The sequence below is a fragment of the Puia dinghuensis genome (genome assembly GCF_014642875.1).
Taxonomy (GTDB): domain Bacteria; phylum Bacteroidota; class Bacteroidia; order Chitinophagales; family Chitinophagaceae; genus Puia; species Puia dinghuensis.
Window position 1 is genome coordinate 1 of record NZ_BMJC01000010.1, and the last position, 22,951, is coordinate 22,951.

Annotated in this window: 6 protein-coding genes; all 6 read left to right on the top strand. The window is 54.9% G+C overall.

Annotated elements, in window-relative coordinates; genetic code table 11:
* Positions 1-12: 12 nt before the first annotated feature.
* Positions 13-12,402, top strand: coding sequence for a non-ribosomal peptide synthetase (locus IEY39_RS29345; protein ID WP_262892891.1), 12,390 nt, complete (start codon positions 13-15; stop codon positions 12,400-12,402).
* Between the two features lie 21 nt (positions 12,403-12,423).
* Positions 12,424-18,906, top strand: a complete 6,483-nt coding sequence (locus tag IEY39_RS30120; RefSeq protein ID WP_188938322.1) for a non-ribosomal peptide synthetase — start codon at positions 12,424-12,426, stop codon at positions 18,904-18,906.
* Positions 18,907-18,938: 32 nt separating this feature from the next.
* Positions 18,939-19,229 carry a hypothetical protein gene (locus IEY39_RS29355; protein ID WP_188938323.1) on the top strand — a complete coding sequence of 97 codons (291 nt, stop codon included), beginning with the start codon at positions 18,939-18,941 and terminating at the stop codon, positions 19,227-19,229.
* 76 nt (positions 19,230-19,305) lie between these two features.
* The gene (locus IEY39_RS29360) at positions 19,306-20,463 is read left to right on the top strand and encodes a glycoside hydrolase family 172 protein (RefSeq protein ID WP_188938325.1); all 1,158 of its coding nucleotides are present in this window, start codon (positions 19,306-19,308) and stop codon (positions 20,461-20,463) included.
* 500 nt (positions 20,464-20,963) lie between these two features.
* Complete coding sequence (locus tag IEY39_RS29365; protein ID WP_188938326.1) at positions 20,964-21,545, top strand: RNA polymerase sigma factor; 582 nt, start codon at positions 20,964-20,966, stop codon at positions 21,543-21,545.
* 91 nt (positions 21,546-21,636) lie between these two features.
* A complete protein-coding gene (locus tag IEY39_RS29370; RefSeq protein ID WP_188938327.1) occupies positions 21,637-22,869 on the top strand; it encodes a FecR family protein in 1,233 nt (410 codons plus the stop codon).
* Positions 22,870-22,951 lie beyond the last annotated feature (82 nt).

Genomic DNA, 22,951 nt, shown 5'->3' on the forward strand with positions numbered 1-22,951 from the left:
GTGCAGCAAGGCGTGGTCGTCGCCCGGGAAGATAAAGAAGGTAATAAACGGCTGGTGGGATATGTAGTGGGAGAGGCCGGATGGGACAGGGAGCAGTTGATGACCCAGCTGAAGGAGCGGTTGCCGGAGTATATGGTGCCGATGGTGTGGGTGGAGCTGGAGGCGATGCCGTTGACGGCCAACGGGAAGGTGGATCGCAAGGGGTTGCCGGACCCGGAAGTGGTGGCGTCGGGTGGAGAAGGGTATCGAGGGCCGCAGACAGAGGTGGAGCAATCGCTGGTTTCGATCTGGGAGTATCTCTTGGGAATGGAGCGGATAGGCATTACCGATGACTTTTTCGAGCTGGGGGGCCATTCGTTGTTAGCGATCCGGGTGGTGTCTGCGATCCGCAACGGATTGGGAGTCGAGGTAGCGATCGGTGATATTTTTGATCATCCTAGGATCGAGTCGTTGGCGGCCAGGATCGGGGAGCTGTCCAGAGGAGGATCGGTAGTGCGGATCGTCCGCGAGGAGCGACCGGAGCGGATACCGCTATCGTTCGCCCAGGAACGGTTATGGTTTATCGACCGGCTGGAGGGGAGCGTACAGTATCATATTCCGGTAGTGTTGCACATCCGGGGGAGGCTGGATCGGAGAGCGCTGGAGCGGTCACTGCGGGCGATCGTGGAGCGGCATGAGGTGCTGCGCACGATGATCGAAGAGCAGGAAGGGCGGGCGTGGCAGCGGATCGTGCCGGCGGATGGATGGGTCTTGGAGATTATAGAGTGGCCATCATCGGCGGTGGGATTACAGGAACATATTGGAGAAGTGGTGAGCCGGCGGTTCGATCTGTCGGCGGACTATAAATTAAGGGCACAACTGATCGGGCTGGGCGAGGAGGAGCAGGTGCTAGTGGTGACGCTGCATCATATTGCTTCCGACGGATGGTCGAAAGTGATCCTGGTGCGGGAGTTCCGGGAGCTGTATGTGGCGTATGTGGAAGGCCGTGAGCCAGTCCTGCCGGACCTGCCGGTACAGTATGCAGACTATGCGTTGTGGCAGCGGCGGTATCTGGAGGGGGAGGTGCTGGAAAGGCAGCTGGCCTATTGGAAGCAGCAGCTGTCGGGGTGGCAGGTGCTGGAGCTGCCGACGGATCATGTGCGGCCGGCGGTGAAGAGTGTGCGGGGAAGGGCGGTATCGCTGCGGGTGGCGGAAGCATTAAGCGAGGCATTGCAGGAGCTGAGCCGCCGGGAAGGGGTGACCTTATTTATGACGCTGCTGTCGGTGTTCAAGGTATTATTGTACCGCTACAGTGGACAGGGGGATGTCTTGGTGGGGGTACCGGTGGCCAACCGGACGCGACAGGAGGTAGAGGGGCTGATCGGCTTTTTTGTAAATATGGTGGCGCTGCGCAGTCAGCTGGGTGGCGACCCGGGATTTACAGAGCTGCTGCAGCGGGTGAAGCAGACGACGCTGGAAGCCTATGACCACCAGGAGGCGCCGTTCGAATGGGTGGTGGAGGCGGTAGTGAAGGAGCGGGACGTGAGCCACAGCCCGTTGTTCGACGTGTATTTCGTGTTGCAGAACATGGAGCAGGGCAGGGTGGAGGAACTGGCCGTGGGGGGACTGGAAGTAGTAGGAGAAGCTATGACAGATCACGTGACCTCCAAATACGATCTGACGTTGACATTGGCGGAAGGTGAAGAGGGGCTGGTGGGGGCCGTAGAATATTGCCGGGAGCTGTATGAGCCGGAGACGATCGAGCGGCTGATCGGTCATTACCTGGAGCTGTTGCAGTCGGTGGTGGCGCAGCCGGAGCAAAGGATCAGTGCATTGGGCATGTTAAGTGCGGCGGAGCGTCGGCAGCTGGTAGAGGAGTTCAATGCTACGGCCGTGAATTATCCGCGGGAGAAGACGGTGGTGGAGCTTATCGAAGAGCAGGCGCTACGGAGTCCGGAGGCGATCGCGGTGGTATATGGACAGCAGCGGGTGAGCTATGGGGAGCTGGAAGAGCGGAGTAACCAGCTGGCGCATTACCTGCGGGGATTGGGGGTACGGGAAGAGGTACTGGTGCCGGTGTGCCTGGAGCGGTCGGTGGAGATGATCGTGGGGATATTGGGCATTTTAAAGGCAGGAGGGGCGTATGTGCCGCTGGACCCGGCGTATCCGGCCGCCCGGTTGGCATATATATTAGAAGACACGCAGAGCTGGGTGGTGGTGAGTATTGAGGAGACGGCGGCGAAGCTGCCTGCAAGTGAAGACGTGCGGGTGGTGCTGCTGGACGAGGAGCGAGCGGAGATCGATCGTTGTCCGCCAGAGCGGGTGGAGCGGACGCTTGGGCCGGGAAGCCTGGCATATGTGATCTATACCTCGGGTTCGACGGGCCGGCCCAAGGGGGTGATGATCGAGCACCGGACTCTCGTTAATTTTCTTTGGAGCATGCTGGCCGATGTTGGCTTTAAAGCCGATTGCACCTTTTTATCGGTCACCGGTTACAGTTTCGATATCTTTTACCTCGAGTTATACCTGCCTTTGGTGGCTGGAGGTAAGATGGTACTGGCCAGCAGGGCGGCTGTGCGGGATGCGCTATTATTGAGAGAGCTGCTTGCGGTCAGTGAGGCGACGCATATGCAAGCAACGCCCTCGGGATGGCAGCTATTGATCGATAGCGGCTGGAAGAACGAGGAACAGATAAAAATGCTCATAGGGGGAGAAGCGGTAAGGGAGAACATCAAGGAGTACCTGACGGGTATCGGCCAGGTATGGAATATGTATGGTCCGACGGAGACTACCATTTGGTCGACGATGAAGCTGTTGCGGCACGGAGAGAAGGTGGTCATCGGCAGGCCGATCGCCAACACGGCGATCTATGTGGTGGGGACAAAGGAGGAGCTATTGCCGTTGGGGGTGACCGGAGAGCTCTGTATCGGCGGAGCGGGAGTGGCACGGGGATATTTGAACAAGCCTGAGCTAACGGATGAGCGGTTCATCCCAGATGAGTTTAGTGGACGCACGGGGGAGCGGCTATATCGGACTGGGGACCTGTGCCGGTGGTTGCCGGATGGTAACATGGAATATCTGGGAAGAACAGATGATCAGATGAAGATTCGAGGTCACCGGATCGAGCCGGCGGAGATCGAGAACAGCCAACGCCAGTTGGAAGGGATGAGTTACGGCTGCGTGGTGCCGAACCGGGAGTCCTCGGGGAGTTATAGGATCATCAGCTATTATGTACCCGATTGGGCACATATCCGGTCGAAGGAAAGGGAGCTGTATGAGCGGGTAGTGGAGAGCTGGGGGGAGCTATATGATAGTAAATATAAGAGTGTGCAGGAGGAAGATGGTTATGAGCAGGAGTTCAATACGGTGGGATGGATCGACAGTTTTTCGGGTGAGCCGATCCCGCGGGAACAGATGCGGGAATGGCTGGACGATATTACGCAGGTGATCCTGAGGGAGGAGCCGGAGCGGGTGTTGGAGATCGGGTGCGGGACGGGAATGATCTATTATCGGCTTGCGGGTCAGATAAAGGCCTATACGGGGGTGGATATTTCGCCGACGTCGATCGGGCACTTAAGGGAGCAGATCGATGCAGTGCCTGGGAAGTATCCGCCCACAGTGCTGAAGGTGAGCGCGGCCCACGAGGTGGTGGAGGTGAACGGGGGGGTGGATACGATCATTTTGAATTCGGTGATCCAATATTTTCCCGGCGAGCACTATCTCACCGAGGTGCTGTCCAACTGCATAAGGTTGGTGAAACAAGGTGGCTGCATCGTCATCGGGGATGTGCGGGATAACCGGCTGCTGGGTTCATTTAAGGGGATGGTCTACCTCGAGAAGCTGGCGCACCCGGTGAGCAAGCGGCAGTTTTGCTGGCGAGTGGCGCAGGAGGTATTGAAAGAAGAGGAACTGTGTATCTCGCCGGGTTATTTTTATGGGCTGGCTGATCTATATCCGCAGATCAGCCATGTGGAGGTGAAATGGAAACAGGGGAAGTACGATAATGAATTAAGCCGGTACCGGTATAACGTGGTGGTCTATGTGGGGAAACAGAAGGAGAGGAGGCGTTTGGAGTGGGAGTTATGGGAAGCCTTAACGCAACAGGGGATGCTGGATCGGCTGTCGGCGGGGATTGAGACACTGGCGATCCGGGAGGTACCCAATCCTAGGTTAAGCCGGGAGCGGTTACTGGAGGAGGGGATAAAGCAGTCCACGATAGAGAAGGTGGGAGAATTGGCTGAGCATATCCGACAAGCTGATCTGGAGGTGGACCGGGTCAGGGAGCTGTTAAGGGTGGCAGGGAATGCAGGCTATTGCTGGTGTTTTTTGGTGAGTGATGATCCATTGAAAATGGACCTGTTACTGGAACGGTTGCCTGCGGATGGTTTTGTGCAGCGTGCTGTGGGCGGCAAAGGCGAGGGTGATGGGGGGGGTACGGCGAATATCCCATTGTTCTCGGAATATTGTTCTGTATTGCATAAAAAGTTCCGCGAGATACTCGAAGGGAGTTTGCCGGAGTATATGGTGCCGGCAGAGTTTATAGCGGTCTCGCATTTTCCTTTGACGCCGAACGGGAAGGTGGACCGGAAGTTCCTGCTGGAGCAGGAGCAGGTGAAGCTGAAGAGCCGGATATTCTACGACGAGCCGGAGACGGAGGTAGAGCAGGTATTGGCGTCGATCTGGGAGGAGCTCTTGGGAGTAGAGCGGGTAGGCATCAGCGATAATTTCTTCGAGCTGGGAGGTCATTCGCTGCTGGCCACGCGGGTGGTGTCTGCGATCCGTCGCCGACTGGGGATGGAGGTGTCGATCCGGGAACTGTTCGGGTACCCGGAGATCGGGACCTTATCGCGGCGGTTGGAGAGCGAAGATCGGAGCGAAGGATTGCCAGTGCTGGAAAGGCAGGAGCGACCGGAGCGGATACCGCTATCGTTCGCCCAGGAACGGTTATGGTTCATCGACCGGCTGGAGGGGAGCGTGCAGTATCATATTCCGGTGGTGTTGCGCATCCGGGGGAGGCTGGACAGGGTAGCGCTGGAGCGGTCGCTGCGGACGATCGTGGAGCGGCATGAGGTGCTGCGGACGATGATCGAAGAGATGGAGGGGCAGGCTTATCAGCGGATCATGCCGGCGGAGGGCTGGGCCTTGGAGAGCATAGAATGGCCGTCATCGGCGGCGGGGTTGCCGGAACATATTGGAGAAGTGGTGAGTCGGTCGTTCGATCTGTCGGCGGACTATAAGTTACGGGCGGAGCTGATCGTGCTGGAGGTGGAGGAGCAGGTGCTGGTGGTGACGGTGCATCATATAGCCTCGGATGGGTGGTCGAGCAGGATACTGGTAGAGGAGTTCACGGAACTATACGAGAGTTACCTGACAGGCCGGGCGCCGGTGTTGCCGGAACTGCCGGTGCAGTATGCGGACTATGCGCTGTGGCAGCGAAATTACTTGGAAGGAGAAGTGTTGGATAAGCAAATGGAATATTGGAAGCAGCAGCTATCGGGCTGGCAGGTGCTGGAGCTGCCGACGGATCATATACGCCCGGCGGTGCAGAGTATGCGGGGAGGGGTGGTAGCATTCCGCGTGGACCAGGCGTTAAGCGAGGCGTTACAGGAGCTGAGCCGGAGGGAAGGGGTGACGTTATTTATGACGTTGTTGGCGGTATTCAAGGTGTTGCTCTACCGCTACAGCGGGCAAGAGGATATCCTGGTGGGGGTGCCGGTGGCGAATCGAACACGGCAGGAGATAGAGGGGCTGATCGGATTTTTTGTCAATACGCTGGTGCTGCGCAGCCAGCTGGGGGACGACCCGGGTTTTGTGGAGCTGCTGCATCGGGTGAAGCATACGACGCTGGAAGCCTATGAGCACCAGGAGGTGCCGTTCGAGCAGGTGGTGGAGGCGGTGGTGACTGAGCGGGACATGAGCCGAAGTCCATTGTTTACGGTGATGATTGCGCTGCAGAATATGCCACAGGCAGGCAAGATTCGACTAGACGATGTAGTATTCAGTAGCGAAGTGGTGGAACACACCACAACGAAATTCGATCTAACCGTCACGATATTAGAGAACAGGGACGGTCTGGAGGTAGCGATGGAATATTGCAGTGACTTATTCGAAAAGGAGACGATATCCAGGTTGGGCAGGCACTACGTGCAGTTGTTGCGTGCGGTGGTGGAACAGCCGGAGCAAAAGCTCAGCGGGCTGGGGATGTTGAGCGTGGTGGAGCGGCGGCAGCTGTTGGCGGAGTTCAATGCCACGCAGGTGGAGTATCCGCGGGACAGGACGGTGGTAGACCTGATCGAAGAGCAGGTAATACAAAATCCGGCGGCGATCGCGGTGGTGTATGGGCAACAGCGGGTGAGCTATGGGGAGCTAGAAGAGCGAAGCAATCAACTGGGGCATTACCTGCGGGGGCTGGGCGTACAGGAAGAGGTGCTGGTGCCGGTGTGCCTGGAGCGATCGGTGGAGATGATCGTAGGGATATTGGGCATTTTAAAAGCAGGAGGAGCATATGTGCCGCTGGACCCGGAATATCCGGCCGGGCGGCTGGGGTATATGTTGGAAGAGATGAAGGCGAAGGTGGTGGTGAGCAGCCGGGAGGTGGCGGCGAAGCTGCCGGTAAGTGGAGATGTGCGGGTGGTACTGCTGGATGAGGAAGCGGCGTTTATTGGCAGGCGTCCGGTAGGGCGGGTAGAGCGGATGCTTAAGCCAGAGCATCTGGTGCATGTTATCTATACGTCGGGTTCGACGGGCCGGCCCAAGGGGGTGATGATCGAGCACCGGAACCTCGTTAATTTACTGTGGAGCATGTTGACGGATGTCGCTTTCACCGCTGATTCTACTTTTTTATCAGTCACCGGTTACAGTTTTGATATCTTTTACCTGGAGCTATACCTGCCTTTGGTGGCTGGTGGTAGGATGGTACTAGCCAGCAGGACGGCAGCGCTGGATGCGCTATTATTGAGATCGCTGCTTGCCAATTGCGGGGCGACGCATATGCAAGCGACTCCGTCGGGCTGGCAGCTATTGATCGATAGCGGCTGGAAGAACGCGGAGCAGGTAAAAATGCTCATGGGTGGTGAAGCGGTAAGGGATGACATCAAGGAGTACTTGACGGGTATCGGCCAGGTATGGAACATGTATGCTCCCACGGAGACAACGATCTATTCGACGATGAAGCTGTTGCGGCAGGGAGAGAAGGTGGTCATCGGCAGGCCGATCGCCAACACGGCGATCTATGTGGTGGGGGCGAATGGCGGGCTGTTGCCAGTAGGGGTGAGTGGCGAGCTGTGTATCGGTGGAGCGGGAATGGCGCGTGGGTATTTGAACAATCCCGACCTAACGGATGAGCGATTTGCCTCGAATGACTTCAGTGGCCGGGCGGGGGATCGGCTGTACCGGACGGGGGACCTGGGCCGTTGGCTGCCGGATGGGAACATCGAATATCTGGGAAGGAGGGATGACCAGATGAAGATCCGGGGTCACCGGATCGAGCCGGCAGAGATCGAGAACAGCCAAAGCCAACTGGAAGGGATGAGCTACAGCTGTGTGGTGCCGATCCGGGAGTCGTCGGGGAGCTATAAGCTGATCAGCTATTATGTAGCGGACCGAGGTTATATCCGATCGAAGGAAGGGGATCTGTATGAGCGGGTAGTGGATAGCTGGGGGGAGCTGTATGATAGTAAATACAAGAGTGAGCAGGAGGGGGAGGGATATGAGGAGGAGTTCAATACGGTGGGATGGATCGACAGTTTTTCGGGGGAGGCGATCCCCAAGGAGCAGATGCGTGAATGGCTGGACGATATTACGGCAGTGATCCTGCGGGAGAAGCCGGCGCGGGTGCTGGAGATCGGGTGCGGGACGGGGATGATCTATTACCGGATCGCGGGCCAGGTAAAGGCCTATATGGGGGTGGATATTTCGGCGACGTCGATCGGACGCTTAAGGGAGCAGATCGATGCGGGGCAGGGGAAGTATCCGCCCACAGTGCTGAAGGTGGGCGCGGCCCACGAGGTGGTGGACGTGAGCGGCGAGGTGGATACGATCATTTTGAATTCGGTGATCCAATATTTTCCCGGCGAGCATTACCTGACGGAAGTGTTGTCGAACTGTGTGGAGCTGTTGCAACAAGGCGGCTGTATCGTCATTGGAGATGTTCGGGATCATAGGCTGTTGCGCTCCTTTAAGCGGATGTTAAACCTGGAAAAGCTGGCCCGCTCGGTGAGTAAGCGGCAGTTTTTCTGGCAGGTGGAACAGGAAGTATTGAAAGAAGAGGAACTGTGCGTATCGCCCGGGTATTTTTATGGGCTGGCCCGGTTGCATCCGCAGATCACCCATGTAGAGATAGAATGGAAACAGGGGAAATACGACAATGAATTAAGCCGATACCGGTATAACGTGGTGGTCTATGTGAGAAAGCAGAAGCAGAGGAGGCGTGTGGAGTGGGAGTTATGGGAAGCCTTAACGCAACAGGGGATGCTGGATCAGGTGTCGGCGGGGCGTGGTACGCTGGCGATCCGGGAGTTGCCCAATCCCAGGTTGAGCCGGGAGCGGTTATTGGAGGAGAGGATAAAGCAGTCCACAATAGAGGAGGTGGGAGAATTGGCAGAATATATCCTGCAGGCCGACGGGGAGGAGGAGCGAGTCAGAGAGCTGTTGAGAGTGGCAGGGAATGCAGGCTATTGCTGGCGTTTTTTGGTGAGTGATGATCCGTTGAAAATGGACTTGTTACTGGAACGGTTGCCTGCGGAGGGTTTTGTGGAGCGGGCAGAGGGTGTCAAAGGCAGGGGCGAAGAGGAGACGGTGTCGAACGTGCCGATGTTCACGGAATACTGTCCGGTATTGCAAAAGCAGTTCCGTAAGGAGCTGTCGGGGAGTCTGCCGGAATATATGGTGCCGACGGAGTTTATAGCGGTCTCGCATTTGCCGGTAACGCCCCACGGGAAGGTGGATCGGAAGTTCCTGATGGAACAGGAACAGGTGAAGCTAAAGAGCAGGATCTTCTACGAGGAACCGGAGACTGAGGTAGAGCGGGTGCTGGCATCGATCTGGGAGGAGCTCTTGGGAGTAGAGCGGGTAGGCATCCGGGATAATTTCTTCGAACTGGGTGGCCATTCGCTGCTGGCCACACGGGTGGTGTCTGCAATCCGTCGCCGACTGGGGATGGAGGTGTCGATCCGGGAGCTATTCGAGTACCCGGAGATCGGGACCTTATCGTGGCAGCTGGAGAGAGGGGGAAGGGGTGAAGGGCTGCCGGTGCTGGAAAGGCAGGAGCGTCCGGAGCGGATACCGCTATCGTTCGCCCAGGAGCGGTTGTGGTTCATCGACCGGCTGGAGGGGAGCGTGCAGTATCATATTCCAGTGGCGCTGCGTATCCGGGGGAGGCTGGATCGGGTGGCGCTGGAGCGGTCGCTGCAGGGGATCGTGGAGCGGCATGAGGTGTTACGGACGATGATCGAAGAGCAGGAAGGGAAGGCTTATCAGCGGATCATGCCAGCGGAGGGCTGGGTCCTGGAGAGCATAGAATGGCCGTCTCCGGCGGTGGGGTTGCAGGAACATATTGGAGAAGTGGTGAGCCGGCCGTTCGATCTATCAGCGGACTATAAATTACGGGCGGAGCTGATCGGGCTAGGTGCGGAGGAGCACGTGCTGGTGGTGACGCTGCATCATATTGCTTCCGACGGGTGGTCGGCAGCGATCCTGGTGCGGGAGTTCCGGGAGCTGTACGCGGCATATGTGGTAGGCCGTGAGCCGGTGCTCGCGGAGCTGCCGGTACAGTATGCAGACTATGCCTTGTGGCAGCGGTGGTATCTGGAAGGGGAGGTGCTGGAAAGGCAGCTGGCCTATTGGAAGCAGCAGCTATCGGGGTGGCAGGTGCTGGAGCTGCCGACGGATCATGTGCGGCCGGCGGTGCAGAGTGTTCGGGGTGGCGTGGTAGGATTCCGCGTAGAGCGGGCATTAAGCGAGGCGTTGCAGGAGCTGAGCCGGAGAGAGGGGGTGACGTTATTTATGACGTTGCTAGCGGTATTCAAGGTGTTGCTGTATCGCTACAGCGGTCAGGGGGATATCGTGGTGGGGGTGCCGGTGGCGAATCGAACACGGCAGGAGGTAGAGAGACTGATCGGATTTTTTGTCAATACGCTGGTGCTGCGCAGCCAGCTGGGGGGCGACCCGGGATTTACAGAGCTGCTGCAGCGGGTGAAGCAGACGACACTGGAGGCCTATGAGCACCAGGAGGTACCGTTCGAGCGTGTGGTGGAGGCGGTGGTACGGGAGCGGGACCTGAGCCGCAGCCCGTTGTTCGGCGTGCTGTTCGTGCTGCAGAACATGGAGCGGGGAACGGTGGAGGAGCTGACTGTGGTGGGACTGGAAGTAACGGGAGAACCGATGTCACAAACGACCTCCAAATACGATCTGACGCTGACGCTGGCGGAAGGGGAAGGAGGGCTGGTGGGGGATGTGGAGTATTGTCGGGATTTGTCTGAGCCGGAGACGATCGAACGGCTGATCGGTCATTACCTGGAGCTGTTGCGGTCGGTGGTGGCGCAGCCGGAGCAAAGGATCAGTGCATTGGGCATGATAAGTGCGTCGGAGCGTCGGCAGCTGGTAGAGGGGTTCAATGCGACGCAAGCGGACTATCCGCTGGACAGAACGGTGGTGGACCTGGTCGAGGAGCAGGCGGAGCGGAGTCCCGAGGCGATCGCGGTGGTGTATGGGCAGGAGCGGGTGAGCTATGGGGAGCTGGAGGAACGGAGTAATCAACTGGCGCATTACCTGCGGAGGCTGGGGGTGCGTGAGGAAGTATTGGTGCCGGTGTGTTTGGAGCGATCGGTGGAAATGATTATAGGGATCTTGGGCATTTTAAAAGCAGGAGGGGCGTATGTGCCGCTGGACCCGGAGTATCCGACTGGTCGGCTGGGGTATATATTGGAAGAGACGGAGGCGAAGGTGGTGGTGAGCAGCCGGGCGGTGGCGGCGAAGCTGCCGGTAAGTGGAGATGTCCGGGTGGTACTACTGGATGAGGAGTGGGCGGAGATCGATCGTTGTCCGCCAGAGCGGGTGGAGCGGTCGCTCAGGCCAGAGCATCTGGCGTATGTGATCTATACTTCAGGGTCGACAGGCCGGCCCAAGGGAGTGATGATCGAGCACCGGTCTGTAGTTAATCTTATTTTGAGCCAGACGCAGGCCTTTGGGATTGGAGGTGATGAGCGGATACTTCAATTTTCTGATTATTGTTTTGATGCTTCGGTGGAACAGATCTTCCTAGCCTTGTTCAATGGGTCGATCGTGATGATGATGTCCGGTGAGATGCGATTGGATATTGGGCGATTTGAACAATTCCTGAGTGAAGAACGGATCACGCATTTGGATGCGACACCTAGCTTTCTGGAGCATGTACCTGTGCATGGATATGAGGGATTGAGGCGGGTGATAGCCGGAGGGGAGACGTGCAGTAAGGAATTGCCATTGCGGTGGAGTGCGGTGGTTGATTTTTTTAATGTATATGGACCTACGGAAACAACGGTGACGGCCATTAAATATGATTGTCTGCGAAATAGATTATCATCGATGGAAAGTGGTCTGCCGATAGGCAGATCGTTGTCCAATGTTCGGGTATATATTCTTGATGGATATGGTAAGCTGTCGCCAGTGGGAGTCCCTGGAGAGATCTGTATTGGGGGAGTGCAGGTGGCGCGGGGATATTGGCGCTTGCCGGAGCTGACGCGGCAGCGATTTGTGGAGGATCCGTTCAATGCTGGAGAGCGGATGTATCGGACGGGAGACCTGGGCCGGTGGTTGCCAGATGGGAACATCGAATACCTGGGCAGGCGGGATGAGCAGGTAAAGATCCGGGGTTACCGGATCGAGCTGGGGGAAGTTGAGAGTGTGCTGGGGCAATGTTCGGGAATACGGCAAGGTGTGGTAGTGGCCCGGGAAGATCAAGAAGGGAACAAGCGGTTGGTGGGGTATGTGGTAGTGGAGGTCGGATGGGACAAGGAGGGGGTACTGGCGGAGCTGAGGGCGCGGCTGCCGGAGTATATGGTACCGCAGGTGTGGGTGGAGGTGGAGGCATTGCAGTTGACCAGTAGTGGAAAGCTGGACCGCAAGGGATTGCCGGAGCCGGAGTTGGATCAATCAAGGGAGGTGTATGAAGCGCCTCGGGATGAGATGGAACGGACGCTGGTGGCGATCTGGGAGGAGCTATTGGGGGTAGAGCGGATAGGCATCCACGATAATTTCTTTGAGCTGGGGGGACATTCACTACTAGCCACGCGGGTAGTCTCGGCGATCTACAAAAGGGTCGGAATAAAGATGCCCGTAAAGGTGCTCTTCCAGCTCCCAACTATAGAGTCGATCCGTAAATATATAAGCGTTAATGAAAGCGATTGTACGGGGATATCAGAGGATTATACGGTGATTTCATTATGATTTCCCTTTAAATTTTATCCTATGCCTGATTACCCTTTGAGCAGTATAATCGATCTGCTGGCGAGATCGAAGGATAATGGTATTAAAATTTCCTGCAACGGCGAAAACCTGGTCGTTGGGGTGCAGAATAAACGAGAGGTGGACCCTGCTATCCTTGATGAGATAAGAAAAAACAAGGAAGGACTAAAGCAGTATTTCAAAGCTTATTCTGAGAGTCCGGGAGGCACCTTTTCCCTGGCTCCGATAGAGCCGGCGGAAAGAACAGCGGATTTTGAAATACCATTATCCTTTGCGCAGGGACGATTATGGTTGGTAGACCGGATGGAGGGAAGCTTATCCTACCATCTCCCTATGGTTCTAAGCTTAACAGGAAAATTGAATGAACAGGCCATTCAATATGCGATGAATGAAGTGGTCAACAGGCATGAGGTACTAAGAACGGTATACGGGTGGCGACAAGGAGAAGCTTGCCAATGGGTGCTGGATCGGGATGCCTGGAAACTCGATATCATCGAGTGTGCGGCCCACCCGGAAATGGACATCGGTAGAGTGATTACCAGCCCGTTCGATCTTTCAAAGCACCATATGATGAGGGCTACCCTGTACAAATCGGGAGAAGAAAGGTATGTCTTGGTGGTGGTGCTTCATCATATTGCTTCGGACGCATGGTCTAGTGCCATCCTTGTCGAAGAGGTTGTCGAACTTTATAACTCCTATTGTGAAGGGCGGGTTCCTAGGTTAAGCCCATTGCCTATTCAATACGCCGATTATGCCATCTGGCAGCGGCGCCACTTTGATGGAGCCGTTTTCGACAAGAAACTGGATTATTGGCGACAAAAGCTGACAGATCTGACGCCCATTGACCTTCCGACCGATCGTCCGCGTTCCGCAGAGCAAAGCCCTGCCGGGGGCATAGTAAGCCTGTCCATCCCAAAAGACCTCATAGAGAAACTGATGCGATTGTCCAGGGAACATGACATGACGTTGTACATGGTATTGCTAAGCACCCTTAAAGTTTTACTCTACCGCTATTCCAACGAGAAGGATATTTGTGTGTTGAGTTCCATCGCGGGCCGCCAGCAGCAGGAGATAGAGAGACTGATCGGATTTTTTGCCAATACGCTGATCCTTCGCGATGAGATAAATGGGAGCGTGCGTGTACGGGAATTATTCGGGCAAATAAGGAGAACGACCCTGGATGCATATGAAAACCAGGAAGTGCCATTCGAAAAAGCAATAGAACTATCCGGGATGAAGCGGGAAGCCCATGAGCACCCGATATCCCAGGTGATGTTTGTGCTGGAGAATGTGCCTGACGTGAAGGCTCCGTCGTTAAACGGGATAAGGCTACAGCCTAAAGAAACCGGTATCGTGCTATGCAAGTTCGATCTCACGTTGCATGCCTCGCAATCCGGAAAAGGACTTCAATTGAGCCTCATTTACCGGAAGGACCTATACAAGGCGGACACCGTCGCGCGGATGATGCAGCATTATGAAAATCTGTTGGCGGAAATTGTTTTGGATGCCGATAGACCCATCAATGAACTGGTGATGCTCGAGCAGTCCGAGCTACGGCTGATCACGGGCCGGTACGGCACTTCTACAGTCAATTATCCGGCCGAAAAGACAGTGGTCGATCTATTCCTTGAGCAGGTGAGCAGAACGCCAGATGCAACCGCCTTAGTGTTTGAAAATAATTCCATAAGCTATTCGCAACTCTATACACGGGCACGTCAGGTCGGATCTTATCTAAGAAAAAGAGGTATAACGGAAGATATGCTGGTGCCGGTCTGCATGGACAGGTCGATTGAAATGATCATCGGCATCATTGGGGTATTGCTGGCGGGCGGCGCATATGTGCCCATAGACCCCGATCTCCCTGCTGCAAGGATCGGTCAACTGCTGGACGACGTAGGAGCCAAGGTTGTCCTTAATATGGAAACATTCAACCGGATAGGGGAGGGTTATGTTGAGTTCGAGCGACGGCTAAGCCCCAACCATTTACTATATATGATCTATACTTCGGGATCAAGCGGGAAACCGAAAGGAGTTATGATAGAACACAAAAATGTCGTCGATTATATATATGGCCTCGATCAGAAAGTGAGGATTGGTAATAATAAATCTTTCGCCCTGGTGTCGACGATTTCCGCCGATCTGGGCAATACGGTGATATTCGGCTCATTGCTTTCTGGAGGAGAATTACACATACTTTCCAAATCGACAGTCAGCGATCCGGCAGCGATTTACGATTATTTCCAAAAGCACAGGATCGATTGCCTTAAAATAGTTCCCTCCCATTGGAAGTCTTTATGTGCCGACGGGCGGCTGCTGTTGCCCGGAAAAATGCTGGTATTCGGCGGGGAGCCGCTGCACACTGATATTATTGAGCTCATCAAATCTTCCAATGCAGGCTGTACGATCGTTAATCATTATGGGCCTACTGAGACTACGATCGGAAAATTGCTATATGTGATGAATGGAGAAGAGCAATATCCGGGACTTATTCCCATTGGCAAGCCATTCTCGAATTCGGCTGTTTACATTCTTTCGGCGGACAAGACGGTATGTCCGATAGGTGTTCCAGGTGAGCTCTATATCGGAGGATGCGGGTTGGCCCGTGGATACTGGAGACAAGAAGGTCTGACTGCCGAAAAATTTGTCATAGACCCATTTGGCGCCGGCGATCACACTCGCTTATATAGGACGGGAGACCTCGTAAGATGGCGGCCGGATGGAAATATCGAATACTGTGGAAGGATAGACAATCAGGTAAAAATAAACGGTTACCGCATAGAGCCGGAGGAGATCGAACAGGTGATCGACGAACATCCGCTTGTAAAGCAATGTGCTGTTGTGGCAAAAGCAGGCAAGGAGGGGATCATCCGATTGGTGGCGTATGTAGTCCTTAACGGAGGTGATTCAGAAGCTATTCTGGAAAAATTAAAGACCAGATTGCCGGCGTATATGGTCCCTTCCATCGTATTAGTTCCGGAGCGGCTCCCATTGACCAGCAATGGGAAAGTCGACAGAAAGCGATTGTCCGAGCTGGACGGCGCCGATCTGCAAAGGGATCGCTATACGGCTCCGAGGAATGGGATGGAGGAGACCTTGGTAAAAATAATGCAGCAATTGCTGGACGCCGGTCCCATAGGCATTCAGGACAATTTTTTCGAGCTCGGCGGACATTCTTTGCTGGCGATCCGATTCGTATCGGCTATCCGCAGCGAATTAAGTGTAGAGGTGTCGATCGGCGATATATTCGATTATCCCACGGCAGAATCGCTTGGGGAAAAGATCAAGGGGCTATCTGCGCAGAAAATGATGCCGGGGATCATACGCCATGATCGACCGGAACGGATCCCGCTATCCTATAGCCAGAAGCGGCTGTGGTTCATCGATCAATTGGAAGGCAGCGTTCAGTATCATATCCCTATCGTATTAAGAGTCTCGGGCTCGCTTAACGAGCCGGCGTTGTCATATGCGTTCACGCAGGTGATAGAACGCCACGAAGTGTTAAGAACCGTTATCGAAATGCATGAGGGAGAGCCTGTACAGCGAGTTTTAGCCGGGGACACGTGGAGATGGCGTGTCGTAGATAATTTTTCGAATGAAGCTGACAGAGAGCCCCTGGCGTTATTTATCAGGGAGCTGGTCGAGACACCATTTGATCTATCGAGGGACTACAAACTGAGGGCAGCCTTGGTCAGGCTTTGCCGGGGTGAATATATCCTGGCGGTGGTGTTACATCATATTGCTTCGGACGGATGGTCGACCCCGATCCTGATCGGGGAGATCGCAGAACTATACAATTCTTTTATCGAACAACGTGTTCAACGGTTAAAGCCGCTGCCGATCCAGTACGCCGATTATGCCATTTGGCAGCGGGAGTACCTCAAGGAAGAGGCGTTGGAACAAAAGCTCGGGTATTGGAAGCAGAAGTTGTTGGGGTTGCAGGTGCTGGATCTTCCGACGAACCATGTGAGGCCGACGATCCAGAGTAATCGGGGGGATATCCATGGATTCCAGATCGACCGGGAGCTGACGGATAAATTGATGGAGCTTTCCCAAGATCAGGGAGCGACCCTGTTCATGACGATGTTAGCCGTGTTCAAGGCTTTACTATACCGCTACAGCGGGCAGGGGGATATTTCCATCGGCGTTCCGGTAGCGAACCGGACACGGCAGGAGGTGGAGGGGCTGATCGGGTTTTTTATCAATACGCTGGTGCTGCGTAGCCAACTGGGGGACGACCCAGGTTTTGTAGAGCTGCTGCAGCGGGTGAAGCGGACGACCCTGGAAGCCTATGAACACCAGGAGGTGCCGTTCGAGAAGGTGGTGGAGGCGGTGGTGACCGAGCGTGACCTGAGCCGAAGTCCTTTGTTTACGGTGATGTTTGTTTTGCAGAATATGCCGCAGGCAAGCAAAATTCGACTAGGCGATGTAGTATTCAGGAGGGAAGTGGTGGAACATACCACATCGAAATTCGATCTAAGCGTCACGATAATGGAAAATAAGGAGGGATTGGGCGTAGTGATAGAATACTGTAGTGATCTATTTGAAAAAGAGACTATCTGCAGGTTCGGTACACACTACGTGCAGTTGTTGAGGTCGGTGGCGGAACAGCCAGACCAAAAGGTCAGCAGGTTGGAGATGCTGAGCCGGACGGAACAGCAGCAGTTGCTGGAGGAGTTCAATGCGATGGAGGTGGATTACCTGATGGATAGGACGGTGGTGGACTTGATCGAAGAGCAGGCGGAGAGGAGTCCGGCGGCGATTGCGGTGGTGTATGGGCTGGAACGGGTGAACTATCGGGAGTTGGAGGAGCGGAGCAATCAATTGGGGCATTACCTGCGGGAGCTGGGGGTGCGGGAAGAGGCACTGGTACCGGTGTGCCTGGAACGGTCGGTGGAAATGATCGTGGGGATATTAGGCATTTTAAAAGCGGGGGGGGCGTATGTGCCGCTGGACCCGGAGTATCCGGCCTCGCGGTTGGCATACATGCTGGAAGAGACGGAGGCGAAGGTGGTGGTGAGCAGCCGGGAGGTGGCGACGAAGCTGCCGGTGGGAGAACCCGTTCGGGTGGTGCTGCTGGATGAGGAGCGGGCGGAGATCGATCGTTGTCCGGTAGAACGGGTGGAACGGTCGCTCGGACCGGAGCATCTGGCGTACGTGATCTATACGTCGGGCTCGACGGGCCTGGCCAAGGGGGTGATGATCGAGCACCGTGGTCTGTTCAACCGGCTGCAGTGGGGGCAGGATTATTTTAAGCTAGGGCCGCAGGATGCGGTCTTGCAGAAGACCACGTATTGTTTCGATGTGTCGGTGTGGGAGTTGCTATGGCCCTTGCTGTCTGGGGCGCGGCTGGTGTTTGCCGAGCCGCAGGGGCATAAGGACCCAGGCTACTTGAAGGCTGTGATCGAGGAGCAGGGGATCACGACGATCCATTTTGTGCCGGGGATGCTGGAGGTGTTTTTACGAGAAGTGAAGGCGGGAGAGTGTGCGGGTTTGCGGCGGGTGCTTTGTAGCGGAGAGGCGTTAAAGAGCGGGCAGGTGCGGTTATGCCAGGAGCGGCTGCCGCAGGTGGAGGTGTATAACCTGTATGGACCGACGGAGGCTTCGATAGAGGTCAGCTGCTGGAACTGTCCGGCGGAGGTACCGGAGGTGATCCCGATCGGCCGGCCGGTGGCCAATACCCAACTATACATTGCAGGGCCGCAGCAGCAGCTCTGTCCGATCGGTGCAATAGGAGAAATTTTTATCGGCGGCGTGCAACTGAGCCGCGGCTACCTGGGGCATCCGGAATGGACGGAAGAGCGGTTCGTCCCGGATGTAATGAGCGGTCGGTCGGGGGAACGACTATACCGGACAGGGGATCTAGGCCGGTGGCTGCCTGATGGGAACATCGAGTTCCTCGGGCGCCAGGACGAGCAGGTAAAGATCAGCGGTTACCGCATAGAATTGGGCGAGATCGAAAATGTGCTGAGCCAGAGTCCGGAGGTCAGTGCATGCGCAGTGACGGTCAACGAAGATGATCCCGGCAACAAGCGGTTAGCGGCCTATATTGTGCCCCGCGGCAGGTGGGATAAGAAGGTGCTGATAGATTACCTGAGGTCAAGATTGCCGAAGTATATGATCCCGTCCCTTTGGGTTAACCTGCCCTCTATTCCGTTAACCACAAATGGCAAAGTGGATAAGAAAGCATTGGCAAGCCTGGGAATCGATGAACCTGCTGTAAGCGGGTCGACGGTTGCGGTCAATGCTATGGAGGCAAAGATACTGGCTATATGGCAGGAGATGCTGGGAACAAAAAACATCGATATCGGGGAAGATTTCTTTTACCAGGGCGGCAGCTCTCTATTACTTCTGAAGCTGGCGCAGAGGTTGAGCACGGAATTGAATAGGGATATCCAGCCCCGTCTGATATTTGAATATCCTACGATACGAGGCTTCACACAGTATATTGAGATGATCCAGGAAGCCGAAGTCAAAAACGAAACCTAATAACCAACTTAAATAAATTAAAATTTACAGCTATGTATGTAAAAGAAATTAACGAAGTCAAGGAGAACCTGGACCTGTTAACCAATCAGGGTATCATTGAAAAATGGGAGCTGCCTTACGAAAATCTGCTTACGCGTCTCAGTGCGGCCATCTTCTTTTTTTCAACCTCGTCGGAGGATCCGGGAAATATTCCCCAGTTATCGGAATCGCTTGGGAAGTTCCCGAATTTCAGCTACAGAATAAATACCGAGAAGAAGCTATCGAATTTGACGTATCGCCTGACGTTTTCCGAAGAAGAGCTGAAGAAGAATTCAAGCAACTGAGTTTAGAAAAGCGTTTGCACGCAGAATCGCTTCATCCAGTAGATTTAGCTATCTTAGATAACTAAATCTCTTCCCAATGCAACGATTCCTCCTGCCACTGCTCCTGGCCTTCGCCGGCCCACTTCTCTCCCAATCCCCCTTCAACGGCGTCGAATCCAACCTTTCTAACTTATTCCGATTATCCCCCGCCAAAAGCCGGAGCATCAGCCCCGAGAACTTCAATGGCGCCAAAGGCAGCGGCGGGAAGGCGACCGTCGGCACGGGGGGTGGGCCGGCACGCGACCTGGGCCAGGGCTGGAAGGTGAGCCCGAGCGTTGTAATCAAGGCCGGCCAGTCCTTCACCATCGCCGAGATAGAAGGCCCGGGCTCCATCCAACATATCTGGATGACCCCGACAGGCAATTGGCGATATTCTATTCTCCGGTTCTATTGGGATGATGAGGCTACACCATCCGTCGAAGCGCCGGTGGGTGACTTCTTTGGCATGGGGTGGGGGCAGTATGCGCCGCTGCAATCCCTCGCTGTCTGCGTCAACCCCGGCAGCGCCTTCAACTGCTACTGGCCCATGCCCTTCCGCAAGCATTGCCGCATCACGATGACCAACATCGACAGCCACGACATGACCCTCTACTACCAGGTGGACTACCTGGAGACAGAGATCCCCAAAGACGCAGCCTACTTCCATGCGCAATTCCGGCGCACCAACCCCCTGCCATATAAACAGAATTATGTCCTCGTAGACAGCATCCAGGGCAAGGGCCAGTATGTCGGCACCTACCTGGCCATCGGCGTCCACAACAACGGCTGGTGGGGCGAAGGCGAAATTAAGTTCTATATGGACGGCGACACCGACTTTCCCACCATCTGCGGAACGGGAACCGAAGACTATTTCTGCGGCAGCTATGACTTCGACACCCACCAGACCCGCCCCAACGGCGCCACCGAATCCCGCTACACCGAATTCTGTTCACCCTATTCCGGCCTGGCACAGGTGATCCGCGGCGACGGGCATTACAACGTCTCGCAGCGATTTGGCCTCTACCGCTGGCATATCACCGACCCCATCCGCTTTGAGAAGGGACTAAAAGTGACCATCCAGGACCTCGGCTGGCGCCAGGATGGGCGTTATCTGCCCCTACAGGACGATATGGCATCGACCGTGTTCTGGTACCAGACGGAGCCGCATGCGCTGTTCCCAAAGCTGCCGGCGAAAGATCAGCTGGAAGTGGACTAGGCTTAAAGACGTGCTAAATGCTTTTAGGTCCCCATCGGCGGAGTATTTGTACTATTTGCTGCGGACTAATTAATTTTCTTGCTATCTTTATTCACTGGGCATCGCCCCCAGACCTGACTGCCATTGCAGCGAAGCCCGGGTCCTTGATTCGCCGAATTCATAAGGTGTGTGTTTACCTCAAACCACCGGCGACGAGGACCCGGGCTTCGTTGTATCTATTTCCTCCACCCTTATTGTTTCCTTCCTTTTCCCCGATTGGGTGAGTAAGCGCAGTTTGCAAAAGTGTGCTGCTAAAAATATTTCACAGTTCCATAATAAAAAGACGGGTTATGCCCGTATTACCATTGTCTGGCTGGATATAGCGGTCAAGCTCTCCTGCATTCCGGCGACCATTAAACCTTCCCAACGTTTTAAACCTTCCCTTTGATCGGGCAGCGTGTGTATCTTAAGGCGACCAGTGATGGGAAAGGGATTTTGTGTCTACTAAATTACGACTGCTAATGAAAGAAAATTTGGGCCTTAAACGAGAGAAGGCAATTATTAAAGCATACATAAAGTTCCAACCCAGACTGGAAACGATCGCCTATAATATCCTGGAAGACGAGGATCTGGCGAAGGATGCCGTTGCCAACGTATTTGAGAGACTTTTGAAAAAAATCGATGGCGCGGAATGGGGATATCGAAGCGTGACCTTTCCTTATTTGTATATAGCTGTCCGCAACCAGGCGATCGACTTCCTCAGAACAGAACCAAAGAAGCTGTCGCTTGATTCCACGATCATGCTGGCGTTTTCCGGCAACACAGCCCTTTCCGTTCCCTTCGAAGAAACCTATTTGGATGCGGATGTCGTGGATCAGATGCTTTTCAAGATATCCGGGTACCCACCCGAAGACCGTCAATTTCTTTGGAAGCACATTGTTGAGGAAAAAACTTTGGAACAGGTATCGGATGAACTCAGCATCAAGCTGCAAACCCTGGCCTCGCGCAAGAAAAGAATGCTTAACGACCTGCGGGATCATCTTAAAGCATATCTTAAAAGCAAAGGCTTGCGCTGTCTGGCATGGATAACGGCCTTATTTTAAAGAACCTGGTCAATAAAAATAAATATCGTTAACGACTAATAAAAAAGGACATTTCCGCCGTATTGCTAATAGAAACTGTCGCTTTTTCATAATGCAACCAGAATACTCTCCTCTTTCGAGGCTCATCGTCGGCCGGCTGTTCGGCACTGAGACCAAGACGCAAAAAGCGAAACTGGATGCATGGATAAATGCTTCGGAGGCGAACCGGCGTAAAATGGAGCAATTTAATAGCGTTCGGTGGTTTGCGCGCGTATGGCAAAAGCATAGATCTATCGACCCGCGGACAACCTGGGAACTCATCCGCGCCCGAACGGCGAACCAGCCAGGCGTTCCGCCCTTGCCGGACCTATATCTGCCAGAAGAGAGTAGTAAGGTCGAGGTGCACCGCATTGGGAAATGGGTTGTCGCCTTAATACTGGTGCTTGGTGTGGCATTCGGGATCCTCTGGCTGGGTACCAAAACGGCGGCGCCCCTGGAGGAAGATACTTATTCTTTGCACGCGTCGGCGACGATCGCCAACAATGCCGATTTTCACGCGACACTTGGAAAGGAGCCCGTGGGCTGGCTCTTTGGGGACGAACAGTTGGACTTTTATAAGCCTATAGACGGGGTCTTGCTTTGTAGCTATCACCCGTCGCAGGCGTACCCCGAGCTGGGCGACGAACGGCAGTACAAGATCGTCACGCCTGCCAACGGCACCTATACCATAGTATTGCCAGACGAAAGCACGATCGACATGGGACCGGCCTCGACACTGCATTTTACTACTTCCTATGGAAGGTATGCCCGGGAGTTGAAGCTGGCTGGGGATGGTTTTTTTGAAGTGAAACCCGTGAACTGGCTTTTCAGCGCCGATGAAAAACCCTTCATTGTTCATATTGACTCGGTAACCATAACAGCTTTCGGCACCCGCTTCCAGGTGGAGGCCGATGACCGCGATAGCGGTGAGGTTAGGGCTACCTTATTATCCGGCACCATCGAGGTTCAACGAGGAGCGAATACCCCCCGGTGGCTGCGACGGCCCGGCCAAGCCTATCTACTGAACAAAGATGGAAAAGACACGGTCCTGTCGCTGATAGAAAGCAGCAGGGCTGTAGAAATGGCAGGACCGGTCTTTTTCTATCGCGATGAGCCGATGAACCACATCCTGCAAGACCTTTCCCACTACTACCATATCCGCTTTGTTTCCCACGACGCAATGACCGAATCCTTCACTTTCCAGGCGTCAAAGACCATATCCTTAGACAGTCTCCTTCGGAATATTGAAAAGACCGGTCGAATTCATTTTTCCATCGGTAAAGATTCCATCATCGTATCCCGCTGATCAACCGCCATTACCGTTAAACCTTGTTCCGGCCTGTCCCAGCGGGCACCAGGCCGGAACTTCCTTTTTATTCTTCACCCAT